At 75.0% G+C, this 24,920-nt stretch carries 21 protein-coding genes; 10 read left to right on the top strand and 11 right to left on the bottom strand.

Features of this window, described 5'->3' with window-relative positions; translation table 11 throughout:
- The 4 genes from OP86_RS27865 to OP86_RS27880 all read right to left on the bottom strand — a co-directional run.
- Positions 1-358: metallophosphoesterase (locus OP86_RS27865; protein ID WP_209440369.1), on the bottom strand; the 358-nt coding region annotated here is incomplete at its 3' end.
- A gap of 19 nt (positions 359-377) precedes the next feature.
- Complete coding sequence (locus tag OP86_RS27870) at positions 378-4,940, bottom strand: hypothetical protein (RefSeq protein WP_030259623.1); 4,563 nt, start codon at positions 4,938-4,940, stop codon at positions 378-380.
- Between the two features lie 40 nt (positions 4,941-4,980).
- A complete protein-coding gene (locus tag OP86_RS27875; RefSeq protein WP_030058965.1) occupies positions 4,981-5,856 on the bottom strand; it encodes a hypothetical protein in 876 nt (291 codons plus the stop codon).
- Positions 5,857-5,924: 68 nt separating this feature from the next.
- On the bottom strand, positions 5,925-7,451 hold the full coding sequence (locus OP86_RS27880; protein ID WP_051830808.1) for a hypothetical protein: 1,527 nt from the start codon (positions 7,449-7,451) through the stop codon (positions 5,925-5,927).
- A gap of 194 nt (positions 7,452-7,645) precedes the next feature.
- Here OP86_RS27880 and OP86_RS34025 point away from each other — a divergent pair, with 194 nt between their 5' ends.
- From OP86_RS34025 to OP86_RS27905, 5 genes are all read left to right on the top strand, one after another.
- Positions 7,646-8,476: an IPT/TIG domain-containing protein gene (locus OP86_RS34025; protein WP_030259631.1), complete on the top strand. Its 831-nt coding sequence runs from the start codon at positions 7,646-7,648 to the stop codon at positions 8,474-8,476.
- Positions 8,477-8,670: 194 nt separating this feature from the next.
- Positions 8,671-9,213, top strand: a complete 543-nt coding sequence (locus OP86_RS27890; protein WP_418952640.1) for a hypothetical protein — start codon at positions 8,671-8,673, stop codon at positions 9,211-9,213.
- A gap of 178 nt (positions 9,214-9,391) precedes the next feature.
- Entirely contained in the window at positions 9,392-10,156 is a 765-nt protein-coding gene (locus tag OP86_RS27895) for a LamB/YcsF family protein (protein WP_030058972.1), read from the top strand.
- A gap of 35 nt (positions 10,157-10,191) precedes the next feature.
- Complete coding sequence (gene pxpB / locus OP86_RS27900; protein WP_245231834.1) at positions 10,192-10,827, top strand: 5-oxoprolinase subunit PxpB; 636 nt, start codon at positions 10,192-10,194, stop codon at positions 10,825-10,827.
- 82 nt (positions 10,828-10,909) lie between these two features.
- Positions 10,910-11,773: a 5-oxoprolinase subunit C family protein gene (locus OP86_RS27905; protein WP_030259633.1), complete on the top strand. Its 864-nt coding sequence runs from the start codon at positions 10,910-10,912 to the stop codon at positions 11,771-11,773.
- A 152-nt stretch (positions 11,774-11,925) separates the two neighbouring features.
- On the opposite strand, the gene OP86_RS27910 is transcribed toward OP86_RS27905, so the two are convergent.
- Positions 11,926-12,696: an alpha/beta fold hydrolase gene (locus tag OP86_RS27910; RefSeq protein WP_030058977.1), complete on the bottom strand. Its 771-nt coding sequence runs from the start codon at positions 12,694-12,696 to the stop codon at positions 11,926-11,928.
- 107 nt (positions 12,697-12,803) lie between these two features.
- Between OP86_RS27910 and OP86_RS27915 the strand changes: the two genes are divergently transcribed.
- From OP86_RS27915 to OP86_RS27925, 3 genes are all read left to right on the top strand, one after another.
- Entirely contained in the window at positions 12,804-13,337 is a 534-nt protein-coding gene (locus OP86_RS27915; RefSeq protein ID WP_030058979.1) for a PadR family transcriptional regulator, read from the top strand.
- 162 nt (positions 13,338-13,499) lie between these two features.
- Positions 13,500-14,195, top strand: coding sequence for a class I SAM-dependent methyltransferase (locus OP86_RS27920; RefSeq protein ID WP_030058980.1), 696 nt, complete (start codon positions 13,500-13,502; stop codon positions 14,193-14,195).
- 252 nt (positions 14,196-14,447) lie between these two features.
- Complete coding sequence (locus tag OP86_RS27925) at positions 14,448-15,290, top strand: undecaprenyl-diphosphate phosphatase (RefSeq protein ID WP_030058981.1); 843 nt, start codon at positions 14,448-14,450, stop codon at positions 15,288-15,290.
- A 116-nt stretch (positions 15,291-15,406) separates the two neighbouring features.
- Here the strand turns inward: OP86_RS27925 and OP86_RS27930 are convergent, their stop codons facing one another.
- Complete coding sequence (locus tag OP86_RS27930) at positions 15,407-16,918, bottom strand: HEAT repeat domain-containing protein (protein WP_030259635.1); 1,512 nt, start codon at positions 16,916-16,918, stop codon at positions 15,407-15,409.
- 289 nt (positions 16,919-17,207) lie between these two features.
- Between OP86_RS27930 and OP86_RS27935 the strand changes: the two genes are divergently transcribed.
- A complete protein-coding gene (locus OP86_RS27935) occupies positions 17,208-17,831 on the top strand; it encodes a PAS domain-containing protein (RefSeq protein ID WP_030058984.1) in 624 nt (207 codons plus the stop codon).
- An 81-nt stretch (positions 17,832-17,912) separates the two neighbouring features.
- Here OP86_RS27935 and OP86_RS27940 read toward each other — a convergent pair whose 3' ends face one another.
- The gene (locus tag OP86_RS27940; protein ID WP_030058986.1) at positions 17,913-19,394 is read right to left on the bottom strand and encodes a DNA-binding protein NsdB; all 1,482 of its coding nucleotides are present in this window, start codon (positions 19,392-19,394) and stop codon (positions 17,913-17,915) included.
- Between the two features lie 564 nt (positions 19,395-19,958).
- Here OP86_RS27940 and OP86_RS27945 point away from each other — a divergent pair.
- Positions 19,959-21,197 carry an aminoglycoside phosphotransferase family protein gene (locus tag OP86_RS27945; protein WP_078589236.1) on the top strand — a complete coding sequence of 413 codons (1,239 nt, stop codon included), beginning with the start codon at positions 19,959-19,961 and terminating at the stop codon, positions 21,195-21,197.
- A 24-nt stretch (positions 21,198-21,221) separates the two neighbouring features.
- Here the strand turns inward: OP86_RS27945 and OP86_RS27950 are convergent, their stop codons facing one another.
- The 4 genes from OP86_RS27950 to OP86_RS27960 all read right to left on the bottom strand — a co-directional run bounded on the left by OP86_RS27950 (position 21,222) and on the right by OP86_RS27960 (position 24,490).
- The gene (locus tag OP86_RS27950) at positions 21,222-22,367 is read right to left on the bottom strand and encodes an acyl-CoA dehydrogenase family protein (protein WP_033333713.1); all 1,146 of its coding nucleotides are present in this window, start codon (positions 22,365-22,367) and stop codon (positions 21,222-21,224) included.
- A 492-nt stretch (positions 22,368-22,859) separates the two neighbouring features.
- On the bottom strand, positions 22,860-22,943 hold the full coding sequence (locus tag OP86_RS39280; RefSeq protein ID WP_373560544.1) for a putative leader peptide: 84 nt from the start codon (positions 22,941-22,943) through the stop codon (positions 22,860-22,862).
- 67 nt (positions 22,944-23,010) lie between these two features.
- Complete coding sequence (locus tag OP86_RS27955; protein WP_030058989.1) at positions 23,011-23,505, bottom strand: hypothetical protein; 495 nt, start codon at positions 23,503-23,505, stop codon at positions 23,011-23,013.
- A gap of 772 nt (positions 23,506-24,277) precedes the next feature.
- Positions 24,278-24,490: a DUF397 domain-containing protein gene (locus OP86_RS27960; protein ID WP_030058990.1), complete on the bottom strand. Its 213-nt coding sequence runs from the start codon at positions 24,488-24,490 to the stop codon at positions 24,278-24,280.
- Positions 24,491-24,920 lie beyond the last annotated feature (430 nt).

The following is a 24,920-nucleotide window of genomic DNA, read 5'->3' on the forward strand; positions in this document are numbered from 1 at the left end:
GTGCCGGGAGGTCAGCACCTTCGCCACCTGCTCGTACTCCTCGGGCAGGCCGTGGGCGGGGGGGGCTCCGGTGGGCCGCCCCGCCGAGCAGCACCGCCCGGTACGGCGCCCGGCGGTCGTGGTTGCCGGGGCAGGTGAGCACCGGGTGCCGGGAGGTCAGCACCTTCGCCACCTGCTCGTACTCCTCGGGCAGGCCGTGGTCGGCGAGGTCTCCGGTGGCCAGCACCGCGTCCAGCGGGCCGGGCAGGGCGTTGAGGTACGCCATCACCTGCTCGGCCCGTCGCCGGGCGCGCTTTCCGCCGTCCCGGCGGTGGACCTGGCCGAGGTGGATGTCACTGAGGTGCGCGATCGTCAGCATGCCGATCACGCTAGTGACTTCACGACTGGGCGGGAACCTCCGCGGGGCGCTTGAACATCCGGGTGGCGGTGATCTCGCCGTGGATGGCCGGGCCGTCCGGGTCCGGTGCGGCGGGCAGGCCCGGGCGCAGGTGCTCCTCGACGGAGATGTACTTGAGGCCGGCCCGCAGGTCGGCGTCGTTGCGCAGCCGGATCACCAGCGGGAACTCGGCGAGTGCGGTGGTGTCGAACAGGCCGGTGGTGTAGATGAGTTGGACGCCGAGTGCGTCGGCCACAGCGCGCTGGAGCTCCAGCAGGTAGGTGGCGTTGGCGCGGCCGATGGGGTTGTCCAGGAAGAGCGTGCCGGCGTGCCGCAGCTGGGACTGGCCGCGGTCGTTGGCGCGCAGCGCGGCCATCGTGCAGTACAGGGCGATGGCCGCGGTGAGCAGTTGGCCGCCGGAGAAGACGTCGGACATCTGGCCGACGCCGACCCGCTCGGCGCGCAGCACCGCGTCGGGCTTGAGGATCTCGACACTGACGCCCTTGGGGCCGATCGCCGCGGCGACTCCCCGCAGCAGCAGGGACATGCCGTCGCGGCGCAGGTCGCTGTTCTTCCTGACGGCGGCGCGGGTGGCCTCGTCGATGACCTCGCCGAGCCGCTCCACCAGGGTGGCGTGGTCAGGGTCCTCGAAGCGGATCCGCAGGAACTCCTGGCCGGACCACTCCCCCAGGCCCTCGGGCAGCCGGGAGAGGCGCTGCGCGGCGCGCAGGGTGGTGAGCGAGGACTCGACCAGGCCGCGCAGGCGGTCCACGATCGAGCCGCGGTTCTTCTCCAGCTGGGCGAGCTCGTCGGTGAGCACGCGCAGTCGGGGCGCGAAGGCGGTGGCCCAGGCGGCGGCGTGCTCGGGCAGGGCGGAGGCGGGCAGTTCGCGGATCTGCTGGCGCGCCGGGGTGCGGACGGCCTCGTAGCGGGCGGCGTTGGCGTGCCGGACGAGGGCGTCGGCGGCGTCACGGACGGCGAGTTCGGCGGAGGACAGCTCGCCGGCGGCGGTGCGCAGGCCGCGGCGGGCCTCGGTGGCGCCGGTGCGGGCCTCGCCGAGCGAGCCCAGGTACGGCTCGACCGGGTCGTCCGGGTCCTCCTGGTGGTCGCGCAGGCCGTCGCGCAGCTGGCCGGCCAGCTCGTCGAAGTCGGCGGCGGCGGACTGGGCGGTGTCGAAGGTGCGCTGCAGGTCGGCGTGCGCGGTGCGGGCGGCGTCCAGGGCCTCGCGGCGTTCGGCGAGGCGGCTGGTGGCGGTGCGCAGCAGGGCCTGGGCGTGCTCCGGGTCGGTGGGGACGAGGTCCTCGGGCAGTTCGGTGTGCGCCTCGCCGTCGGCGGGGGCGGAGCGTTCGGCTTCGCCGCGCAGGCGGCCGAGCTGCTCACTGGCGGCGGCGGAGCGGGCCTCGATGGTGGCGACCAGCTCCTCGGCGCGGGCGGCGGCGGCTTGGCGGGCCGGACCGTCGGCGCCGTCGGGGCTGCCGAGGAGTTCCTCGGCGCGGGTGCGGACCTTGTTGGTGAGGCGGTCGAGTTCGGTCGCGGCGGCGGCCTCGTCGCCTTCGGCACGGGCCTGTTCGGCGCGCAGGTCGGCGCCGACGCCGACCTTCTCGTACAGCTGGGAGGCGGCGCGGTAGGCCTCGCGCAGGGCGGGGAGTGCGGCGGGGGCGGTGTCGGCGGGCTCGTCGGTCTGCTCGGCGGCGGGGATCTCGGCGCGTTCGGCGCGCAGCGCGCGGGCCGTACGGCGGGCGTCGTCGGCGGCGCGCTGGGCGGCGCGGCGGTCCTCGTCGCAGGTGCGGGCGCGTTCGGCGCACAGGGCCTGGCGGCGGTCGCACTCGGCGGCGTCCTCGGCGAGTTCGCGCTGGCGGCGGCCCCAGTTGGCGCGTTCGCGCAGGCGGAAGGCGAGGCCGGAGAGGGCGTCGGCGCGGCGGCGGGCGCGCTGGGCGGCCTCGCGGTGCTCCTCGTGGGCGGAGGCGGCGGTGGCGTGGTCGGTCTCGGCCTCGTCGTGGTCGGCGCGCAGGGTGGCCAGGGCGGCGGCGGCCTGTTCGGCGTGCTCGCGGGCGGCTTCGGCGGCGGCGGCGAGTTCGGCGAGGGTGCCGGGCGGGCAGCTGGCGTGCCAGGAGGCGAGGCGGGCGGCGAGGGCGCGGTCGGCGCCGAGGCGGGCGGCGAGTTCGCGGATGTGCTCCTCGCGGGCGCTCGCCCGGGCGCGCAGGTCGCGGCGCTCGCCGTCGGCGGCGGACTCGTCGTGCATGGCCGGGTTCGGCGGCACGAGGAAGAAGGCGGGCTCGTCGGTGATCGGGGCGATCAGCGAGGCGGCGGCACCGACGGCGACGGTGGAGCGCGGCAGCAGGGCGGCGGCCTGCAGGGCCTCGCGGGCGCGCTCCAGCGAGGACGGGTCGGTGACGACCACGCCGTCGACCAGTTCGGGGCGGGCGGCGAGGATCGCGTCGTGGTCGGCCGGGTCGACGGACTGGGCGAGGTAGCGCCAGCCGGGCAGGGCCGGGATGCCGTGCTCGGCCAGGTACTCGACGGTGGCCAGCACGTCCGGGCCGGGCGGCAGCAGGCCGCCGTCGCCGAGGGCGGCGAGGATGCGGGCGTCGTCGGCGGCGGCCGTACGGAGGTCGAACAGGGTGCGTTCGGCGGTGGCGATGGCCTCGTCGAGGAGTTCGCGCAGGTACTCGGCGTTGCGGTCGAGCAGGGCGGGGGTGAGGAAGCCGGCGTCCTCCTCGGCGCCCTCTTGGTACGGGGTGAGGGAGAGCAGGTCGGCGAGGCGCTGTTCGGTGGCGAGCAGGGCGGCGGTGCGCTGTTCGGCGGCCAGGGCCCGGGCGGCGTCCTTGCGGGCGTCGCCGGCGCGTTCGGCGGCGAGTTCGGCGCGGCCGGTGGCGGCGGAGGCCTCGCGCAGCCGGGTGGCGCAGGCCTCGGCGGCCGTACGGGCCTGGGCGAGCGCGGCGCTGGCGGCCTTCTCGACGTCGGCGGCGTGCAGCGCGGCGCGGGCCGGGTCCACGTCGCCGTCGGCGTCGATGAAGCCGGCCGTGACGGCGGCCTCCGTCTCCTGCTCGACCTCGGCGAGGCGCTGGCGCAGGTGCTCGGCCTCGCTGCGGGCCTTCTGGGCGGCGGTGGCGGCCTCGGTGGCGTCGGACTGCGCCTTGCCGCCGTCCTCCTGGAGTTCGCCGGCGCGCTGTTCCTCGGTGTCGGCGCGGGACTCGGCGGCCGCGGCGGCGGCTTCCAGGGCGCGGGCGAGGGCGGTCGCGGCGAGGGCGCGGGCGGCGAGCGCGGGGGCGGCGTCCAGCTCGGCCTCGCGGATGGCGGCGGCGACCCGGGCGACCCGGTCGGCGGCGGCGCGCTGGCGCAGGACCGCCTCGGCGGCCTGCCAGGCGGCGTGCAGGGTGCGGGCGTCGATGAGTTCGCGGCGCAGCGCGGCGGCTTCGGCGGTGGCCGCGGCGAGGCCCAGCGTGGCGTGCCGGTGGGTGAGTTCGTCGGCGATCAGGGTGTGCCGGGTGCGGTCGGCCTCGGCGGCGGTGACGGCGCTCGCGGCGGCGGCGACCTCGATGGCGAGGTCCTGGGCGCGGTCGCGTTCGGCGGTGGCGCGGGAGGCGAGGGCGTGGGCGAGGCGGCGGGTGCGGCGCTCGGCGGTGCGGTGGGCCTCGCGGACGGTCTCGCGGGCGGTGGTGGCCTCGGCGATGCGCTCCAGGAGGTCCAGCGAGCCGGCGGTGAAGTCGCGTTCGGCGGTGAGTTCGGCGCGGCGGCCGAGTTTGGCGGCGAAGCCGTGGACGAGGTCGGCGAGGCCGTCGGTGTCCCGGGTGTCGGTGACGGCGCGCAGCAGGAGGTCGGTGAAGTCGCTGTCGTGCTTGACCGCGAAGAGGCCGGCCGCCTCGCCCTCGTCGGCGTTCATCTCGCGCTGGTAGCGGAAGAGTTCGGGGTCGAGGCCGAGTTCGCCGAGGTGTTCCGTCCAGCGGTCGTGGCCGTCCTCGAAGACCAGGTCGAGGTGCGGGTGGGCCTTGCCGGCCTCGGTGAGGGCGTCGCGGAAGCCCTTCATGGTGCGGCGGCGGCCGCGGGCCTTCTGGTCTCCGGCCAGGCTGACCCGCTCGGCGACCGGCAGCGAGTCGAGGGTGAGGCCGGGGCCGGGGCGGAAGGAGTACCAGGTCTCGGCGAACTTGCGCGGGTCGGAGGAGACCTGGCGGCCGCGCCACTCACTGACCTTGCCGACCACGATCAGCTCGCCGGTGACGGTGTGCTGCCACTCCAGGGCGACGTGGCCGCAGTCGTCGGCGAGCAGGAACTTGCGCAGCACGCCGGAGCTGGCGCCGCCGAGGGTGTTGCGGTGGCCGGGGAGCATGACCGAGAAGATCAGCTTGAGCAGGACGGACTTGCCGCCGCCGTTCTCCAGGAAGAGCACGCCGGCCGGGGCGGGGCGGCGGACCGGGCCGTCGGGGTCCTCGCCGAACAGGCCGATCTGCTGCGGGGCCGGGTCGGCGACGGGCTCGCCGACGCCGCGCAGGTCGAGCACCGTGTCGGCGTAGCGGGCGCCGGCCGGTCCGATCGAGTAGAGGCGGACCCGGTTGAGCTCGTACATGTGCGGCGGTTCTCCGTGGCTTCCGTGACTGGGAGGGTGGTCAGAGCGAGTGGAACGGCAGGCCGGCGTCGGCGACCAGTTCGTCGGAGGTGTCCGGCGGCAGCAGGCTGGCGGTGCCGTCGGAGACCGGGACGACGCCCAGGTCGAGCAGTTCGGCCATGGCCGCGCTGCCGGCCAGGTCGCGGACCTGGAGCTGGTAGCGGGCGGTGGTGCGGTAGGTGCCGCCGGAGTCGTCGGAGACCTTCTGCAGGAAGCCGGAGTCGACCAGGAACAGCACGGCCTTGGCGACGATGCCGATGGTGGAGCCGGACAGCCGGCGGGCGTCCTTGGTGGCGCCGGTGGCGGTGCGCCGGGCCCAGACCCGCCAGGCGGCCTCCAGCCCGGGGGCGTCGGACTGCGGGTCGGTGTTGGCGCCCTCGGCCTCGGCCTGCTCCTCCAGGCGGCGGCAGGCCTGGCGGACGAAGGAGTCGACGCCGTTGACGGTGATCCGGCCGAGGTAGGTGTCGTCGGCGAGGTCCTCGGGGCGGGGGAAGGCCATCGCGGCGACGGCCAGGTGGGCCAGGCCGTGCAGGAAGCGGTCGGTGGACTCGGAGGCGGCGCGGCGCGAGTAGTCGCCCATCCGGACGGCGAACAGCGAGTCCTCGGCGGCGGCCACGGCCATGCCGGCGCGCGGCGAGACCTCCAGGACGACCAGGCCCATGCCGGTGGCGATGGCGTCGGCGAGCCGGGCGAACGGCGGGTCCTCGCGGTGGCGGCGCACCAGCTCGGCGTACTCGACGTCCCGGGCCGGGAGCAGCTTGGCCTGGAGGCCGAAGGAGACCAGCCGGGCGGCGTCGGCGACGTCGGCCGGGGTGATCGGCGCCGGGGCGGCGGGTTCGGTCTCGGCCGCCCAGGACGTGTCGTGGTGGGTCGTCACGGGCGGTGCTCCTCGGGGCTGTCGCTGCTACTGCTGCTGCGGGTGTTCTGGTGGTGCGTCATGGCCGGTCAGCCGGCGTCCTTGCGGTCGGCGGCCATCCCGACCGCGTCGAGCAGGGCGCTGCCGACGATCAGGTCGGCGCCGCCGAACTCCGGGTCGCGCAGCGGGGTGCCGTCGTCCACGGCGAACAGCAGCCGCTCCTCGCCCTGGCGGTAGGCGGTGCCGACCGGCGGGCTGGCCGCGTGCACGGCGAGCAGGGCGACCAGGTACGGGAGGTCCGGGTCCTGCTTGCGGGCGTCGGCGAGCAGGCCGGAGAGCCGGCGGGGGGCGTCCGGCGGCAGGTCGAGCAGGACCAGCGCGGACTCCAGCTGGGCCTCGGAGAAGCGGCTGTCGTCGGGGGTGGCGACCAGGTCCGGGTCGGGCAGCTCGGCGCCGAGGTGCTCGCGCTCGACGGGCGGGGTGAGCAGCAGGTCGACCAGGTCGGCGACCCGGACGGAGGCCGGGGTGCGCAGCCCGACGCCGCGGGCGAAGAAGGCGCCGGTGGGGCGGACGGCCTGCTCCACCGGCAGCCGCAGCACGGGGGCGAGCAGCTGCCCGTACAGGTCGATGCCGCTGCGGGCGCCGGGGGTGGCGAAGGCCTGCCGGTCCTGCTCGGCGCGGAACAGCGGGCCGGCCTCCAGCAGGCGGGTCTGCAGCTGGGTGTGGCGGCGGATGCAGTCCTTGACGATGTCGACGAGCTCGGCGGCGCGGCGCTTGTGCTCAGGGTCCTCGGCCTCGTCGCGGGCCTTGCGGATGTTGGTGAGAATCGCGTTCTCGTGCCGGTAGCGGTCCGCGATGTGGTCCAGCGCCTCCTCGATGAGGTCCGGGACGGCGCGCATCCAGTCGACGGCCCGGACGTTGCGGCGGGTCGCGTCCAGGGCGCGGCGCAGCGTCTCGGCGTACTGGACGGTGCGGTAGCGGGCCTGCTCGGCGGCGAGCTGGGCGTCGGCCAGGCGGCCGCGGCGGATCAGCACCTCCAGCTTGACCTCGGCGGCGATCTGGGCCGAGGTGACGTCGGTGTCGAGCGCGCCGACCAGGACGTTGACCGCCTCGTCGGTGGTGCGCAGGTAGACGCCGCCGTCGGGGCCGGGGACCTCCTCGATCAGCTTGAAGTCGTAGTCGCGGCGCACGTACTCGCCGTCGGCGCCGAAGGTGCCGTAGACGGCGCGGAAGCCGCGGTCCACGCTGCCGACGTTGATCAGCGACTCCAGCACCCAGCGGGCGACCCGCTCGTGCTCGGCGGCGGGGCGGCCGGCGGCCTGGGCGGCGACCCGGGGCAGCAGGCGGGCGAGGACCAGCTCGCGGTCGGCCCCGGTGTCGAAGTCCATGTTCAGGGTGACCAGGTCGATCGCGGCGAGGCCGACCTCGGCCATCGCGTAGCCGCCGTACTCGCCGGCCAGGTTGACCTTGCGGTTGTCCAGGTCGTGCAGCGGGGCGGTGCAGGCCAGCGCCTTGAGCCGGCGGGCCAGGCCCTCGTCGGCGGCGGGGCCGGGCGCGGGGCGCACGGCGGCCGGGACGGCGGGTCGGAGGCCGGGCTCGATGGGCGGGTCTGCGATGGCGGTCACGGGGGACAAGATTAGAGGTTCGCACCGACATCGACCGAAACGGACCTTGCGGGCGTACGGAGTGGCAGGTGAGCGGCCTTCCGGGGGGCGATTTCAGAACGCCGTTTCGACGGGATTCCGCCATTCTCGAACCGACATTCGAGAAACCGGTGAGGGCGGCGCAATGGTTCGGTGATGATCGACCAATGATCACCCGACTGGCCAAAGCGGGCCTCGCTGCCGCGCTGTCCGTGACCACTCTCACCACCGGCGCCGTGCTCGCCACCGGCGTCGCCGCGGCCGCGCCGGCCGCCCCGCGGTCCGCCTCCGCGCAGTCCCCCGCAGCGCAGTCCACGTCCGCGCAGTCCACGTCCGCGCAGCACGTGACCGTGTCGCAGAACGGGAACTACCCCGGCGGCTTCTTCACCACCGGGAACATGTCGGCGAGCTGGGTGTCCGCCGGCACCGCCGACCTGACCGGCCCGACGCACTTCACCGTCGACCTGCCGCCGGGCGTCACCACCGACGGCGCCATGTTCTACTCCACCCCGTACGACTACACCTTCACCACGACGCTCTCGCCCGACGGCCGCCACCTGGAGGCCGTCCTCACCGGCACCCGGGTGGTCGGGAAGAGCGAGTTCATGAAGCTCAACCTGCGCACCACCCCCGGCGTGCCGATCGTCGGCGTGATCACGGTGACCGCCGGCAACCCCAACGACACCGACCCGACCGACCACGTCTCCCGCTACGACCTCGGCAGCCACAGCTACCTGCCGGCCACCGTCCAGGCCGCGCCGACCGTCAGCGGGCTGGACACCACCACCGGCCCCGGCACGGGCGGCACCGCGGTGACCGTCAGCGGCAGCAACCTCGCCCACGGCATGGTGCTGGTCGGCGGCGTCCCGGCGGCGGGCAGCTGCACCGACACCGCCTGCACGGTGACCACGCCGGGCGGCTCGGACAGCGCCCCGGTCGCCGTGGTGACGCCCGGCGGCACCGCCACCGCGCCGGCCACCTTCGACTACATGGCGTAGCGATCGCTCTCGGTGCCCGGGTGCTTCGGCGCCCGGGCACCGACGCGTTTCCGGGCACTGACGCACCTCCCGGAGCCTCAGTTGAACATGTTCAAAAGAGGGGTCTAGAGTCGGTTCCGCGCAGGCGGGACAAGGCTCCGCCTGCAGTTCGGCACGCCCGGTGCTCCCGGCGTGCCCGGCACGGAGGTGGACGAGTGGACGAGGTGTACGAGAAGGACGGCGACCCCGCGGTCATCCTTCGCAGGGTCCGGCGCCTGCTGTGGTTCTTCCTGGTCAGCCTGGTGCTGAGCGGCCTCACCGCCTTCCCGCTGGAGACCGAGACCGGCTGGCTGGCCGACTTCGCGACCGGCCCGGCCGCCCCGCTGACCGACCACTTCCCCGCGGCGACGGCCTGGTTCGTACGGGTCCACGAGGGCATCGTCGAGACCAACCGGCACTACCCCTTCCTGGCCTACGGCACCGACTGGCTGGCCTTCGCCCACCTGGTGATCGGCGCCGCCTTCTGGGGGCCGCTCAAGGACCCGGTCCGCAACATCTGGGTGATCCGCTGGGCGGTGCTCGCCTGCGGGGCCGTCATCCCGCTGGCGCTGATCTGCGGGCCGCTGCGGGGGATCCCGCTGGTGTGGCGATTCATCGACATGTCGTTCGGAATCTTCGGCGTCATTCCGCTGCTGATCGTGTTGCGGGCGCTGCGTCCGCTGGAACGTTCCTTCGCGGAACCGGCGCCTGCGAACTGAGCCCGGACGGCCCGCACGCCCCCGGACGGCGCCGCCCGGGGGCGTGCGGGGCAGGTCGCACGCCGTGGCTCCCCAGGGCCTGTCTTCGTGGGCCCGGGTCACGGACAACGGCCTTCATCCACAGGCCCTACCATCTGGCTCAACAGCTGCTGGGAGGCGGACGGGCGTGGCCGATGCGGTGATCGATCTCAATGCGGACCTCGGCGAGGGATTCGGGCGCTGGACGCTGACCGACGACGAGGCGCTGCTGTCGGTGGTGACCAGCGCCAACGTCGCGTGCGGCTTCCACGCCGGGGACCCGTCAACGATGCGCCGGGTCTGCGCACTGGCCGCCGAACGGGGCGTCCGGATCGGCGCCCAAGTCTCCTACCGCGACCTGGCCGGCTTCGGCCGCCGCGCGATGGACGTCCCCCCGGAGGAGCTCGCCGACGAGATCGCGTACCAGATCGGTGCCCTGCAGGTCTTCGCCCGCGCCGCCGGCTCCAAGGTCTCCTACGTCAAGCCGCACGGCGCCCTCTACAACCGGGTGGTCGCCGACTCCGAGCAGGCCGAGGCCGTGGTGGCCGGCGTGCTGCGGGCCGGCGCAATCTGCGACGGGCCGCTGCCCGTCCTCGGCCTGCCCGCCTCCCGGCTGTTGGAGGTCGCCGAGGGCGTCGGCCTGCCGGTGGTTGCCGAGGCGTTCGCCGACCGTGCGTACACCCGGGCCGGCACCCTCGTCCCGCGCCGCGAGGCCGGTGCGGTGGTGCACGACCCGGAGGCGGTGATCACCCGCGCCGTCGGCATCGCCCGCGACGGCGAGCTGGAGGCCGTCGGCGGCGAGCGGATCCCCGTCGCGGCCCGTTCGCTCTGCGTCCACGGCGACACCCCCGGCGCCGCCCAGCTCGCCTGGCGGGTGCGCGGCGCCCTGGCCTCCGCCGGGGTCCGGGTGGAGGCGTTCACGTGACGGCCGGCGCCGGAGCAGCGGGCGCCGTACCGCCGGTGGGCGCTATACCAGCGGGCGCCGTACGACGGGCCGGCGACCGGGCGCTGCTGGTCGAACTGCCCGGGACGGCCGAGGTCGCGGCGCTGTACGGGTGGCTGCGCGAGCAGCGGGAGGCGGGGGCGCTCGGCGAGGTCGGGGAGCTGGTCCCGGCCGCCCGCACGGTGCTCCTGGACGGCGTCGCGGACGTCGACGCGGTGGCACGGCTGCTGCGCACCGCCCGTCCGACGGCGGCCGAGGCGGCGCGCGGGCCGCTGCTGGAGGTCCCGACGGTGTACGACGGCGCCGACCTGGCCGAGGTCGCCGCACTGTGGGGGGTGTCCGAGGAGGCGGCCGTCCGGATCCACACCGGGCCGGAGTACACCGTCGCCTTCTGCGGCTTCGCCCCCGGCTTCGGCTACCTCACCGGCCTGCCCGCACGCTACGAGGTCCCGCGCCGGGCCACCCCGCGCAGCTCCGTCCCGGCCGGCTCGGTCGCCCTGGCCGGCCCGTACACCGGCGTCTACCCGCACCCCTCCCCCGGCGGCTGGCAGCTCGTCGGCCGTACGGCGCTCCCCCTGTGGGACACCGACCGCGATCCCCCGGCCCTGCTGGCCCCGGGTGCGCGGGTCCGGTTCACCGCGGCCCGGGCCTGAGGTGGCGGGCCTGACATGGCGGGCCTGACGTGGCGGCTGCCTTGGGTGGCGGGGATGAAGCGGCGGGGATGAGGAGGCGGGGATGAGCGAGCTGGTGGTGGTGCGGCCGGGGCCGCTGACCACGGTCCAGGACCTGGGGCGGTACGGCGTCGCCCACCTCGGGGTGCCCAGGGCCGGGGCGCTGGACGAGCCCGCGCTGCGGGCGGCGAACCGGCTGGTCGGCAACGAACCGGGGGCCGCCGGGCTGGAGACCACGCTCGGCGGGGTCGCGCTGCGGGCTGTCGGAAGGGTGCTGGTCGCCGTCACCGGCGCACCCGCGCCCGTCCGGGTGGGCGGCCGGGCGGCCGCGTGGGGCGCCCCGGTCGTGGTCCCGGACGGGGCGGTGGTCGAGGTGGGCGCGGCGACGGACGGGGTGCGCGGCTACCTGGCGGTGGCGGGCGGGGTCGCCGTCCCGCCGGTGCTGGGCAGCCGCTCGGCGGACCTGCTCGCCGGCCTCGGGCCGGCCCCGCTGACCGCCGGAGACCGACTGCCGGTCGGCACCCCGCCGCCGTACCGGGCCCGGCCCGAGCTGGTGCCGCTGCCCGCTCCCCCGGCCGAACTGGTGCTGCGCCTGCGGCTCGGCCCGCGCGCGGACTGGTTCAGCCCGGACGCGGTGGCGCGGCTGGGCCGCGACGGGTACCGGGTCTCCTCCACCAGCAACCGGGTCGGGCTGCGCACCGAAGGCCCGCCGGTCGCGCGCGCCCGAGGCGGTGAACTGCCCAGCGAGGGCATGGTGTTGGGCGCGGTGCAGATCCCGCCGGACGGGCAGCCGGTGGTCTTCCTGGCCGACCACCCGACCACCGGCGGCTACCCGGTGGTCGGCGTCGTCCCGGCCGCCGACCTCGCGGCCGCCGCGCAGGCCCGGCCGGGCACGCCGGTACGGTTCGTGCCGCTGCGGGGGCACTGAGGCGATTCGGCTCGACGGCCCAACGGCAGCTCCATGATGGGGTGTTGGGCCGGTTCGGGCTCCGCGCACCGTCCTCGGCCGGCCGGGCCGCGTCCGGGCCTGCCGGGCCGCGTTCCGGGACGGCCGGCACCCGCCGCGACGACCGGTCCCGGTCAGGCCGACGCCAGCGCCTCCGCCGCGGCGGCCGCGAAGCCGTCCGGGTTGTCGAGCATGATGTTGTGCCCGCAGTCCGGCACGGCGACCACCCGGACGCCCGCCGCGCGCAGCCCGTCCGTGCCCGCCGGTTCGCCGTCCGCCGCCGGGTGGAGGAAGGTGCGCGGGACGTCCAGGCCGAGCAGCAGCTCGCGCATGGTCGGCTCCGTCGCGCGGGCCAGGTGGCGGGCACTGCGGTGGAGCGCCTCCGGGCCGGCCAGCCGCATCGTGGACCACCAGAACGGGCCGACCCGCTCGGCGACCTCCTCCCGGCCGCCGGCCAGGAACTCCGCCTCGGTGTAACCCGCGATGCCGCTGCTGCCGGGCCGCTGCCGGTCGGGGTCGATCGGGTCCAGGTTGGCGTCCACCAGGACCAGCCGGGAGACCAGTGCGGGGTGCCGGTGCGCGAGGACGATCGCGACCGCGCCGCCCATGCTGTGGCCGACCACCTCGACCCGGCTCAGCCCGGCCGCGCCCACCGCCGCCGCGACCGCGTCGGCGTGCTGCTCCAGCGTGTACCCGAAGTCCGTCGGCCGGTCGCTGAGGCCGAAGCCGAGCAGGTCCAGCAGCAGCGAGCGGCGCCCGGCGAGCAGCGGGTGGGTGGCGGCCGCCGCGAAGTACGCCGGCGAGGTGGAGCCCAGGCCGTGCAGGTAGAGCCGGGCGGGCTCGGCACCGGGCAGTTCGACCCAGCGGATCAGGTCGCCGTTCGGGGTGACGGGGGCGTGGCGCATGGCAAGGGCTCCTCTTCCAGGGAATGCCCGGAACCATACCTCGATCACGAGGTATCCCGCACTCGATATACCCACGGATCGAGGGATGGATATGAGAGAGTGGCGCCATGTTCAAGCTGGCGATCCTCGGGTTCCTGTACGACCGACCCCTGCACGGCTACGAGCTGCGCCGCCACCTCGCCGCACTCACCGGGCACGTCCAGCCGATCAGCGACGGCACGCTCTACCCCGCGATCAAACGTCTGGAGACCGCCGGACTGCTGGTCCGCAGGCCCGAGCCCGGCAGCGCCGCCGCGCCCCGGCACACCCTGCACCTCACCGAGGCCGGCCGCGCCGAACTGCTCGACCGGCTGCGCGAGCCCGAGCCGCTCGACATCAGCGACGAGAACCGCTGGTTCGCCCTGCTCGCCTTCCTGCGCCACCTCGACGACCCCACCGCTCAGGCCGCCGTGCTCCGCCGCCGCCTGGCCTTCCTCTCCGAGCCGGCGAGCTTCTACTACGACGGTGACCGCCCGCGTGCCGCCGAGGAGTTCGACGACCCCTTCCGGCGCGGCCAGCTGCTGATCGCCCGCGCCACCACCGAGGCCGAACTCGCCTGGCTGCACACGACGTTGGCCGAGCTGGCGGACGGCGGGCGGTAGCGGCCGCGCCGGAGCACGCCGACGGCCCGCACCGACCGTTCGATCAGCTCCATCACCAGGATCGACACGGTGTCGTTATACCCCCATTGGGTATGGCCAAGCCCCGGCGAGGCACTCTTCCCCCGCGCTCCCATCCGTGTTCGGATGGCGGACATGACGGGCATGACGGAAGACCGACGCGAGGGCTACGACGGAACCGGCGAGGGCGCGATCACCCCGGACGGCTGCGCCGTCGAGGTGTGGAGCCGCCTGCCCGTCGGCAACGCCCCGGACGTGATCGAGGCCGCGGTGCCGGCCGGCGCGAGCATCCTCGAACTCGGCTGCGGCGTAGGACGGATGACGCACCCGCTGACCGACCGCGGCTTCACCGTGACGGCCGTGGACGAGTCCGCCGAGATGCTCGCCCGGGTCCGCGCGGACGTCCGTACGGTGCGCAGCCCGATCGAGGAGCTGGACCTCGGCGAGCGCTTCGACGTCGTGATGCTCGCCTCCTTCCTGGTGCACGCCGGCGATGTGGCGGTCCGCCAGGGCCTGCTGGAGACCTGCCGCCGGCACGTCGCCGAGGACGGCTGCGTGCTGGTGCAGCGCGAGGGCGAGGACTGGCACCTGAACGTGCCGCGCGAGACGGCGATCGGGCCCGACGCGTGGTCCCGGCTGGTCTCCGCCACACCGGTCGGCGACGGCGTGAACTCCGTCCGCTGCGAGTACACCTTCCCGGACGGCGTCTGGACGCAGACCTTCCTGTCCCGCCCGCTCAGCACCGGGGCCTTCGAGCAGGCGCTGGCGGACGCCGGCCTGACGGTCGAGCGGTACCTGACCGAGGACCGCACCTGGGTCCGGGCGCGGCCCGCGCACTGACCGCACCGGTCGCACCCGCCCGAACAGCCGGACCAGCGGGAACAGCCGGAACGGGCCCCGCACGCAAAGCCCGTACAAAGGGTGAACAAAGAACTGTCACTTTCACCCCGTACCATCGGCCGCGCGCCGGGCCCCTGCGCGGCCTGCGGGCCGGGCGGGTCGCGGTCGTCCGCATGCCCTTCCGACCCGCGAGGACCCGCACATGCCGCCCCTGCTCAATGCCCGACGGATACCCCCGGCGGGTGTCCGGTGATCGCCTGGTTCCACGGGGCCGTACTCGGCCTGATCCAGGGGCTCACCGAGTTCCTGCCGGTCTCCTCCAGTGCCCATCTACGGGTCTTCTCAGCGCTGTTGGGCTGGGAGGACCCCGGTGCGGCATTCACGGCCGTGACCCAGCTCGGCACCGAGACGGCGGTGCTGATCTACTTCCGCCGGGACATCGCCTCGATCGTGCGGACCTGGGCGCTGTCGCTCGTCCGCCCGGCGCTGCGCTCGGATCCGGACGCCCGGATGGGCTGGTTCGTGATCATCGGCACGCTCCCGATCGGCATCCTCGGCAAGCTGTTCCAGGACACCATCGAGACCCACCTGCGGGACCTGCGGATCATCGGCACCACGCTGATCGTCTTCGGCCTGGTCCTGGCCTTCGCCGACCGCACCCGCGCGATCCGGCACGCCCGTCCGATCACCGACCTCACTCTGCCGCACGCGGGCATCTACGGCTTCGCCCAGGCGCTGGCGCTGATCCCGGGCGTCTCCCGCTCCGGCGGCACGATCAGCGCGGGCCTGCTGCTCGGCTACAGCCGGGAGGCGGCGGCCCGGTACTCCTTCCTGCTGGCGATCCCGGCGGTGCTCGCCTCCGGGACGCTGGAGCTGTTCAAGATCGGCGAGGGCCCGGCCCCGGCCTGGGGGCCGACCATCCTGGCGACCGTGATCGCCTTCGCGGTGGGCTACGCGGCGATCGCCTGGTTCCTCAGGTACATCTCCAGCCACAGCTTCCTGCCGTTCGTGGTCTACCGGGTGCTGCTCGGCGTCCTGATCATCGGGCTGGTGGCCGGCGGCGTCCTGGCCCCGGACGCGGGCTCGGTGAAGTAGAACCGGGTTTCAGAAACCCCCCGGGAGAGGCGGCAGATCCGAAAAGCAGTGGGCCGGGACACCCGACGGTGTCCCGGCCCACTCAGCGTCGAGGGCCCCGGAGAGGACCTGACGACCTAACGCCCGAACTCCCGGGCGGCGGTCAATCGGCCGCGTACGGCGGCGTGGACCTCGGCCTCCTCGGCCGGGTCGGCGGCGAGCCTGCGCAACCGCTCCAGCACACGCGCGTCGCCCGTGGTGGCGACATGGCGCGCGGCGAGCTCACGCGTGGACTCCTCGCAGTCCCAGAGGCACTCGACGGCCGGCCCCTCGGGAAAGTGCACGTCGGTCGCGGCGAGCGCCCTGGCGGCGCGACCGCGCAGCTCGGAGGAGGCGGCCTCCCCGTAGACGTGGCGCAGGACCGGTACGGCGTCGGCGGCGGCCAGCCGCCCCGCACCGTCGACCAGCGACCCGAGCCCGGTACCGGTGACCCCGCGCGCGGAGATCCAGCGGCGCAGCCCGGCCACCACCAGCGGGGCGTCCTGCGGCTCCCCGGCGTCGGCGAGCAGCTGGACGGCGGCCTCGCCGAGCGCGCTGTCCGCGCCGCCGCTGGCCGGGTCGGCCCAGCGCCGGGCCTGCGCCAGCACCTCGGGGCCGCGCATCCGGCCGAGCAGCTCCAGGGCGGCCCGGACGATGCGGTCGTCCACGTCGGCGGCGGCGGCCTCGATCAGCTCGACGGCGGCCGGGTCCCGTTGGTCGACGAGGTAGCGCAGGGCCGCACGGCGGGCGCCGGGCAGGCCGTCGCGGGCCGCTTCCAGCAGCGCCGGGCGGTCCTCGGGACGGACCACGGCGGTCAGGCAGCGGGCGGCCGCGGCGGCGCGGCGGTCCACCGCGTCGGGGCCGGCCGGGGAGTCGGTGGCGCGCGGGGGCTCCGGGCGGGCGTCGGACCGGCCGAGGAAGGCGCCGGCGCCGAGGTCGCCCAGTTCGCCCTGGTCGGCCCAGGCCAGCACGTCGGCGGTGGACCAACCCGGGGTGACGCCGCTGCGGTTGATCTGGCGCTGCCAGAGGTCGAAGGGCGACTGCTCGCCGGCCGCCGCCACTCTCGGGTGGTAGGCCGCCCAGAGCCGCCAGGGCCGGGGCTCGTACGCGTTGCGGATGAACTCGCGCAGCTCGGCGTCGCCCTCGGGGCCCGGCGGGAAGTGGTCCAGCACGGCGGTGCCGAGCAGCAGCAGGCCGCGGTCGTCGTCGCGCAGGGCGAGCTCGTCGAGGGCCCAGGCCCAGTTGGCGCCGGTGGCGGCGTACTCGCGCAGCATCAGCAGCGCGTCGCGCCGGCCGTACGCGGCGAGGTGGCCCAGGACGGAGAGGGCGAGGCCGGTGCGGCTCTCGTCGTCGGTGACGAGGTCCTCGGCGGAGTGGAGGTGGTCCTCGATGCCGTCGAGGGAGGCCTCCAGCTCCATGTAGAGGCGGGCGTAGTAGAGGGAGCGGCTCTCGACCTGCCAGTCGGCTCGCGGGTCCCTGGTGACGCACTCCTCCAGCGCGGCGATGGCCTCGGCACGGTCGGCGGCCAGCGCGTGGAGCTGCCCGTCACCACGGCCTCGCTGAAGGAGGCCTAGGAGGCTGGCACTGGGTGCTATCACTGGCTCGAACATGAGGTCAGCATCCGTTGCGGCGGTCGTAGTGGCAACGGGATTTCCGTCGCCGGGGGCTCTGGTCGGTACTGCGGTGGGCGCCCGGGCGCCGGAATCACCGAAGGTTACCGCCTCGCGCACCCTTCCGCACACAGGGCGACGAAGCCCGCTGCCACAGTGGCATATGCCAGGGGAATTTTGCCTGCGATCTGTCCAAATCGCCCACGAGCGTGAAGACGCTGTGCGACAGTCTTCTCACTACCCGAAGCGGCCCGCTCACTGCGGGCCACAACCGAGCGATGGAACCGCCATGAACATGCCCTTAGGCGCCGCCCGCCCACCGGGCACCGCCACGGTGGACGGCGCCCCGGCGGGCGCGAACGGTTCCGGCACCCACGGTTCCGGCACGCACGCCCCGGGCACGACGGGCGCGGCAGGCGCGGCGGGCAGGACGGACCGCGCCGACGACGCGACGGGCGGCGACGGCAGCGGCGGCAGCAGCAGCGGCAGCGGCGGGGACGACGACAGCGGAACGGACGGCAGAGTGGACGGCACGGCGCAGGAGCCGTCCGGCCCCTACCTCGGCGGCGGCGGCAGCGACAAAGAGACCGTCCTCGGCTCCGCCGAATGGGACCTGCTGACCGACGGCATCCGCTGGAACGCGGAGACCTACCTCCTCCTCGGGTGCGACCCGGCCCAGGGCCCGCTCAGCCTCGACCGGCTGCCCGACCGCCTCCCCGAGGCGGACCGGCCACTGCTGCGCAGGATGATGACCGACGCCCTGGTGCACGGCCGCATCGCCGCCGGCACCCTGCGGATCCGCCGGTCCGGCGGACGGCACGACAGCGTCGAGTGCGCGGGCGAGCCCGTCCTCGGCGCGGACGGCACCGTCACCGCGCTGCGCATGCTGCTCCGCCCGGCACCGCCGAACTGAGCCACGGCACCGCCGAACTGAACTGCGGCACCGCCGAACTGAGTCACCGCGCCCCGGGACACCCGCGGGCGCCCGGGGCCATCACGTCAGCCGCGGCCGGTTCTTGGCGTCCGCCGCCCGCAACTCCCGGCCCAGCTCCTCCCGCAGCTCGTCCACCACCGGCAGCCCCCGGTACGCCGCGGTCAGCCGGTACATCTCGCGCAGCCGGTCCCACGTCCGGTGCGAGGAGTTCTGGCCGATCAGGTTCATCACCATCTTGGCCTGCAGGTCCGCCGCATCCGGCTCACCCGTGATCAGGTGCGCCGAGGCCAGGGTGATCCGGTCGAACAGCGCCGAACGAAGCTGCCCGGTGCCCTCGCGCAAGGTGATCACCCGCTCCGCGAGCTTGCAGGCCTTGGGCGCCGCCGCCCGGTCGTGCTCGGCCAGCGTGCGCAGCACCAGGGCCTGCATGCCACGCAGTTCGGCCTCGTCGAACACCTGCATCCAGGACGGCGGCGGCTCGGGCGACTCCTCGGCGAACAGGTCCTCGGCCTGGCCGAGCAGCCGGTAGGTGTCCTGGGAGTGCCCGATCGAGGCGTGCGCCCAGGCCTCGACGGTGTTCAGCATCGCGCGCGTTCTCGGCAGCAGCTCGCCACCGGCGGCCTTGGCCGCCGACATCAGGTCGAGCGCGTCGTCGGCCCGGCCCAGGTGGACCATCTGCCGCGCGGCCCGGGAGATCGCCTCGCCGGCCCGCGGCCGGTCGCCGGCCTCCTTGGCCGACTCCGCCGCGATCACGAAGTACCGCTGGGCGGTGGGCTCCAGGCCCACGTCGTGCGACATCCAGCCCGCCAGCACCGCGAGGTTGGCCGCGACCAGCCACAACCGCTGCTCCACGGCGGGCGGGTGCCGGTGCGTCAACAGGCCGCCCACCTCGTTGAGTTGACCGACCACCGCCTTGCGCTGCAGTCCGCCGCCGCGGGCCGCGTCCCAGGCCCGGAAGACCTGCACCGAGCGCTCCAGCGACTCCACCTCGTCGAGCCCCACCGGGCCCGCGTCGTACACGTCCAGCACCGGGCGCGCGCCGCTCCCGGCGACCACCTGTCGCGGCCCCGGGGCGGAGGCCGCGTACGTGACCGCGTCCCCGCCCAGCCAGCCCTTCAGCGAGTCGGCGATGACCGCCCCGGCCGTGAGCGCGGCTCCGGCGCCCACCAATCCACGTCGGTTCAGCATGAGGTCCATTCCCGTGAACTCGGTGAGGACCGCGGCCGTTCGATCCGGCAACCATGGCACTGCTGCGGACATCTCCGCTCCGGACCTGGTGGGCCGGTGTCGTTCCAGACCGAGGTCCTCAGTGGTGACGACACGTCCGAGCCGCTCCGTGAACACGGCAGCCAGCACCCTCGGCACCGGATCTCGCGGGATCTCCCCCTGCTCGATCCAACGCCGTACCCTCGACGTGTCGGTGGACAGGTGCATCTGCCCCATCGCGGCACCCCGACGGTTGACCAGCCGCGCGAGTTCGCCCTTCGACCATCCGGTCAGGACGAACAGATCGGCGAGTCGGGTGTTGGGTCCCCTGCTCAATTGAAGCCCCCAGGTTCCTCGGCTCCTTCGAGGCTAGAGGCTCCGGCAAGTGCCAAGCGAGCATTCGCCACCGTTCGCCAGGGCCCGCCAGACTACTAAGCCAGTGCCCGACGGGTGTGTTGTAGGGGTGCGCCACCTCGCCCCCCGGGTCGGGCGGCGTCCCACCAGCGTCGGGGCGGTCCCCCGACGGTGTTACGGGACGCTCCCGGTTCTCACCCGAGGGGGTGGCGCGGCCGGGTGGCGCGGGGGCGCCGGGCACGGCCACGGCAGTCCGGCCGACCGCATTCCCCAGGGTGCGGACGGCCGGAGCACCGCCGAACAGGGGTTCCTGACCCCGCGTCCGTGCCCGGCGCCCGCGCACCACCCGCCGCACCGCGGCGGCGTACGAACCGCACGCAGCACCGCAGTACCTCAAGCAGCACCGCACCGCCGTACGAACCGCACCGCACCGCACCGCACCACCCGCAGGGCCGCCGTCACACCAGGAAGCACCCGGCACCGGCCCTCCCCCGCCCCCGCGGGGGCCACACCCGCCGACGGACCGGAAGGGACCACCCTCAGCCCATGTACTCCTCAGCGACGACCCCCACGCCGACCGCGACCCGCCCCGCGCTGCGCCCCCCCACCGCAGCCGCCGGCCGCACCGGCCCCAAGCAGGCGCCCCCGGCGAGCCGGCCGGTGGCTCCGCGCGGCGTCGAGGGCCGGGCCACGGACGCCCGGGTCGTCCCGGCCGGCCGTACCCCGCTGGGCCCGACCGGCCGCACCGCGCTGGGGCTGCGCGGCCCCGAGACCGCCCCGCCGGTCGGCAGCCGGCTCCCGCTGGCCCGCCAGGCCGACGGCCAGGTGCTGCGGGCCCGGCGGCCCGGCCAGCCCGGCGGCCCCGAGCGGATCGATCCGGCCGCGCTGCAGACCCCGTCGGTCCGGGCCGCGCTGGCGAGCGTCGCGCGGATATGTCCCGCGTTCACCCCGCGCCAGGTCCTGCGCGAGGGCAGCCGCCACATCCTGGTGGCGGGCACCATCGGGCGGGCGCCGGTGGTCGCCAAGTGCCTGGCGCCGCAGGCGGTGCGGAGTGAGTACTTCGAGCAGCTGGTGGCCGACTTCCACCACGAGGTCGCGGTCTACCGGGCGTTCGTCCGGCACCGCCCGCCGGTGCGGCTGCCCCGGCTGGTCGCGGCCGACCACGACCGGTGCGTGCTGGTCATGGAGCGCGTCCCCGGCCGCCCGGCCGCCCGGGAGCGCCACCCGGTCAACGCGCCCACCCCGGGCGAGGTGCGGGCGCTGCTCAACACTGTCCGGACGCTCAACCTGTGGCGGCCGCCGACCGACGTCTTCCAGCCGCGCCTGGACTACCAGTTGGAGATCGCCCGCTACCACTCGGTGGGCCAGCTCACCGACCGGGACGCCGGCGACCTGCGCGGCCTGCTGCACGGTCTTGGCCACACCCCGATGCAGCTCTGCCACGGCGACGCGCTGCTCAGCAACATGCTGCTGGCGCCGTCCGGCCCGGTGCTGGTCGACTGGGAGCAGGCCGGCTGGTACCTGCCCGGGTACGACCTGGCGGTGCTCTGGAGCGTGCTCTCCGGGGACACCGCGGCGCGCCGTCAGATCAGCCAACTCGCCCAGAGCGGCGGCACGCTGGCCCGGGACGCGTTCCTGGTGAACCTGGTGCTGGTGCTCATGCGGGAGATCCGGCTGTACGACGTGCCGGGCGCCGGCGAGGAGCAGCGGATCATGATCCGCCGGCTCTACGACGACGCCGCGCTGGCCCGCCGCGCCGTCCGGGCCGCGGTTGGGACGCGCTGAACCACCCGGCCCCCATGGGCGGGGTCACGGCCGGGCGCCGCGCTCCAGGGCGGCCCGGCCGGCGGCCTCCAGGACCGTCTCGTCCGGGGCCAGGTGGACCCGGCTGCTCAGCACGTCCCGCAGGTAGCGCTCCAGCGGGTGACGCCGGCTCAGACCGGGGTTGCCGGTGAGGGCGACGGCCTGCTGGACCGCCGCCGTCGCGGCCCGGGTCGCCAGCAGGTGGGCCGGGCCGGTCCGGGCCACGGCGTCCGGCTCACCCCGGTCCACCCGGGGCGCCAGTCCCTCGACCAGTTCTTCGGCGCCGATCAGCTGGGCCTCGATCTCGCCGAGGGCGCAGCGGTAGCGGGGCAGGGTGCCGAGCGGCTCGGTCAGGTTGGCCGGAGTGCGCTGGTTGAGGAAGCGGACCAGCCAGGACTCGGCGGCCCGGGCGACCCCGATCGCCACCGCGGAGAGGGCCAGATCGTGCCAGGCGCGGGAGAGTTCGGCCTCGGCTGCGGCCCCGTTCGCCGGCTGGCGGCCGCCGAGGCCGAGCGCGAGCTCGGCCGGCACCCGGACCCGGTCCAGCACCACGTCGTGGCTGGCACTGGCCCGCAGGCCGAGCTGGTCCCAGGTCGGGTCGATCTCCAGGCCCTCGCTCTCGCCGCGGACCAGGAAGGTGCCGACCCTCGGCTCCTGCTCGTCGGTCCGCGCGGTCACCGCCATCCAGGCCAGCGCCTCGGCGCCGGTGCAGTACGTCTTCCGACCGGTCAGCAGCCAGCCGTCGCCGTCCCGCCGGGCGACCGTCTGCGGCAGCTCGCCCGGCTGCGCGCCGGGCTCCGCCCGCAGCGTGTTGACCAGTGCGGGGCCGCGCCGGGACTCGGTGAGCAGCCGCCGGTACCCGGCCGTCGGCCAGTCGGCGCGGCGACCCTGCTCGGCGTGCCGGAGCAGCGTGAAGGCGGTGACCACGGCCACCGAGGCGTCCCCGCGGCCGAGTTGGGACAGCACCCGGACGGTGTCGGCGAGCGTTCCGCCCGGCCCGCCGTACGTGCGGGAGACGGTGAGGGTGAGCAGCCCCGCCTCGTGGACCGCCTCGATGCCCTGGTACGGGAAGGTCGCGTCGCGGTCGTGCTCCTCGGCGCGGGCCGCGAGCAGGTCGACCACCCGGGGCAGCCCGGCCAGGGCGGTCCCCACGGCTTCGCGGTCGGGGGCGTCGTCAGGCGCGGGGGCGGGCGCGGGCGCGGCGGGCTCGGCGGCGGGCGCCGGACGGGCTGAATCGGGTCGGCTTGAATCGGGTCGGCCGGAATCCGGTCGGTCTGCGGCGAGCCGGCCCACACCGGGCTGGCCGGAAGTCGACGGCGGCGGAGCGGTCCGGGACCGACGGGCGGACAGGCGGACGCCGGACGACCACCCGTTGGACGGACGATCGTCCAGCGGGTGGTCGGCGGACGCCCGTTCCCCAGTCGAACGTTCCTCGGGTGAACGGTCGGCGGAGGAGCGGTCGGCGGCGCGGGTCGTCATGATGCGGTGCCTCCGGGCGGCAGCGTGGGCTCGACTGATGCGGGCGGCACGCCGTACGGGCGCGCGGGTCCGACTGGCGGCGCCGGAGGTCAGTTCACGGCCCGCCCCCGGGTTCGGCGCCGACCGTACGAGGCCGGCCGCCCGCCGCCGGGGGACGGATCCCCCTCAGCAGCCCGGACACGCCGCGCTGGCGGTGCGCCGCAGATCCAGGTGTCTGCGACGGGTCAGCAGCGGGAGACGACTCGGCATGTTCGCGACTGTACGAACCGGTGATCGATACCGTCAAGCAGCGTCCGGCCCCCGGGAAGGCGGCCGGTCAGCCCTGCTGGAACATGTCCGCCGGGAGCGGCTTCAGCAGCTGATACAGGTCGTCCGAAATCGGTCGGTCCCAGGACGCGATGGTGACCAGGACGCCGTCGCTGCGGCCGAACTGGGCGCAGAACACGCGCTCCTCGCTGACCTTGACCTTCTTCACGATCAGCAGGTCGTCCCCGAGCATGACCGGGAAGTCCTCGGCCGAGACGAACTCGACCGGCTCGTCGTTCTCCAGCGCCGCGAGCAGCTGCCGCACCTCGAAGGGCACGTCGTCGCCGGTCTCCCGGGCGGGCGAACCCTCCGGGAGGTTGCCGATGAACATCGCCGGGCCTCTGCCGCCGAACAGGTCGTAGCGCAGGAAAATCCCCTGGCAGGAGCCGTCCGGGCCGGTCATCATGGCCGCACCGAAGTCGCCGGGCCAGTCGCCCGGGTCCATCGCGAGCACGTCGAAGTCCGGGCCGGCGGGCTGTCCGGAGCGACGGCGGAGAAAAGACATGGGAACATCGTACGTGCCCGGCACACCACGCTCGCGAGGTGGGTGGGGCACCGTCGGGGGGCGGCCGGGAGATCGACGCTCAGAGACCAATGTTGACTCTGAGCAACCGTCCGGGCTACGTTCGGTTCAGCACGACAGCCGTTCTGGGTTTCACCCTCCGGGGGGACGGCATGTCGCAACGCGGCCCTACACGCGTATCCCTCACTGTGCACTTGTCGTGCCGAACAGCCGAGCACCCAGCTTCGTCGTCGCACACCGCACAACACACAAGCCAACAGTTCCACTCAAAAGCCAGATCCGCGGGGCCCCGGCCCGTCGCTCCCGTGGATCTGCTCGGGACGCCGCCGCGTGGGGGCGTGCGGGTCCCGAGCATCGGTGCCGACGTCCGAGTCGCTCTCGGATTCGGCGCCAGCCTCCCGGCGACTGCCGGCCCTTCACGGGGCCGGGACCGGCCGACGCACCCCGGTGCGCAGGGGATGACTGGGAGGATGGCCTGGCAGCGCTGCCGGGCCGCAACAGCAGGCGCCGTGTCTGGCCGCGTGGGGGCGGTGGGCACGGCGTCTGCCTGTGCTCTTACTCTGAGCTGCGTTTGTCTAACAGTCAACAGAAATTCTGACGGGGCACGCTCAATAGATCATCAGTTGTGACGTTCGGGACCGAAAAATCGCCTGCGGAGCGGGCCCCGCGTACGTCCGGGGGCCCGCTCCGCAGGCGACTCAGGCGAACCTTCGACTCAGCCGAACCTTCGGCTCAGGTGAGGCTCAGGTGAGGCTCAGGTGAGGTCGAACTCGCCGTCCCGGGCGCCGAGCACGAAGGCCCGCCACTCCGCCGGCGTGAAGACCAGGACCGGCCCGTCCTCCTGGCGGCCGTCCCGCATCCCGATGTAGCCGTCCACGAAGGCGATCTGGACGTCTCCGACCCCCTGGCTGCTGTACAGCCACTCCGCCCCGGTGAAGTCCACCTTGGGCTTCCCACTCGGCGCCAGCTCCGGCTGTACGACGCCGGCCTCCGTGTCCGTCCCGCTGTTGGCTGCCACTGACCGATCTCCTCCCGACGGTGTTCCGGGGCCAGCCTAGTCACACCTCCCGGCCCCGGTCAGCGGGTTGACGAGGACTTCCCGGAGCGGGACGAGCCCGTCGAGGGGGCGGTCGAGGCGTGTCCCGACCGGCGGGGGCGGCGGGCAGCTGCCAGAGTGCTCGCAGGGCGCCCGCCCCGGCCCGGGAGGAGCCGCAGGCCCGCCCCTCCGGCCGTACGGAGCCCTCCGCGGCCCCGTACGGGCCGGACCGCACCTCCGAGCACCGCCGAGCACCCCTGCTCACCGACCCACCCCACCGACCCGCCCAAGGGAGCAGCCGATGAGCCGCCGGGACGGCACCCGCGCCGACGTCATCCCCATCTCCGACGCCCCCTCGGCC

The organism is Streptomyces novaecaesareae (assembly GCF_000716875.1).
Lineage (GTDB): Bacteria > Actinomycetota > Actinomycetes > Streptomycetales > Streptomycetaceae > Kitasatospora > Kitasatospora novaecaesareae.

Excerpts from the sequence above, each read along its gene's own strand:
- OP86_RS27870 (WP_030259623.1), bottom strand. The coding sequence starts at position 4,940 with ATGTACGAGCTCAACCGGGTCCGCCTCTACTCGATCGGACCGGCCGGC.
- OP86_RS34025 (WP_030259631.1), top strand. The coding sequence starts at position 7,646 with ATGATCACCCGACTGGCCAAAGCGGGCCTCGCTGCCGCGCTGTCCGTG.
- OP86_RS27905 (WP_030259633.1), top strand. The coding sequence starts at position 10,910 with ATGAGCGAGCTGGTGGTGGTGCGGCCGGGGCCGCTGACCACGGTCCAG.
- OP86_RS27910 (WP_030058977.1), bottom strand. The coding sequence starts at position 12,696 with ATGCGCCACGCCCCCGTCACCCCGAACGGCGACCTGATCCGCTGGGTC.
- OP86_RS27915 (WP_030058979.1), top strand. The coding sequence starts at position 12,804 with ATGTTCAAGCTGGCGATCCTCGGGTTCCTGTACGACCGACCCCTGCAC.
- OP86_RS27920 (WP_030058980.1), top strand. The coding sequence starts at position 13,500 with ATGACGGAAGACCGACGCGAGGGCTACGACGGAACCGGCGAGGGCGCG.
- OP86_RS27930 (WP_030259635.1), bottom strand. The coding sequence starts at position 16,918 with ATGTTCGAGCCAGTGATAGCACCCAGTGCCAGCCTCCTAGGCCTCCTT.
- OP86_RS27935 (WP_030058984.1), top strand. The coding sequence starts at position 17,208 with ATGAACATGCCCTTAGGCGCCGCCCGCCCACCGGGCACCGCCACGGTG.
- OP86_RS27945 (WP_078589236.1), top strand. The coding sequence starts at position 19,959 with ATGTACTCCTCAGCGACGACCCCCACGCCGACCGCGACCCGCCCCGCG.
- OP86_RS39280 (WP_373560544.1), bottom strand. The coding sequence starts at position 22,943 with ATGCCGAGTCGTCTCCCGCTGCTGACCCGTCGCAGACACCTGGATCTG.
- OP86_RS27955 (WP_030058989.1), bottom strand. The coding sequence starts at position 23,505 with ATGTCTTTTCTCCGCCGTCGCTCCGGACAGCCCGCCGGCCCGGACTTC.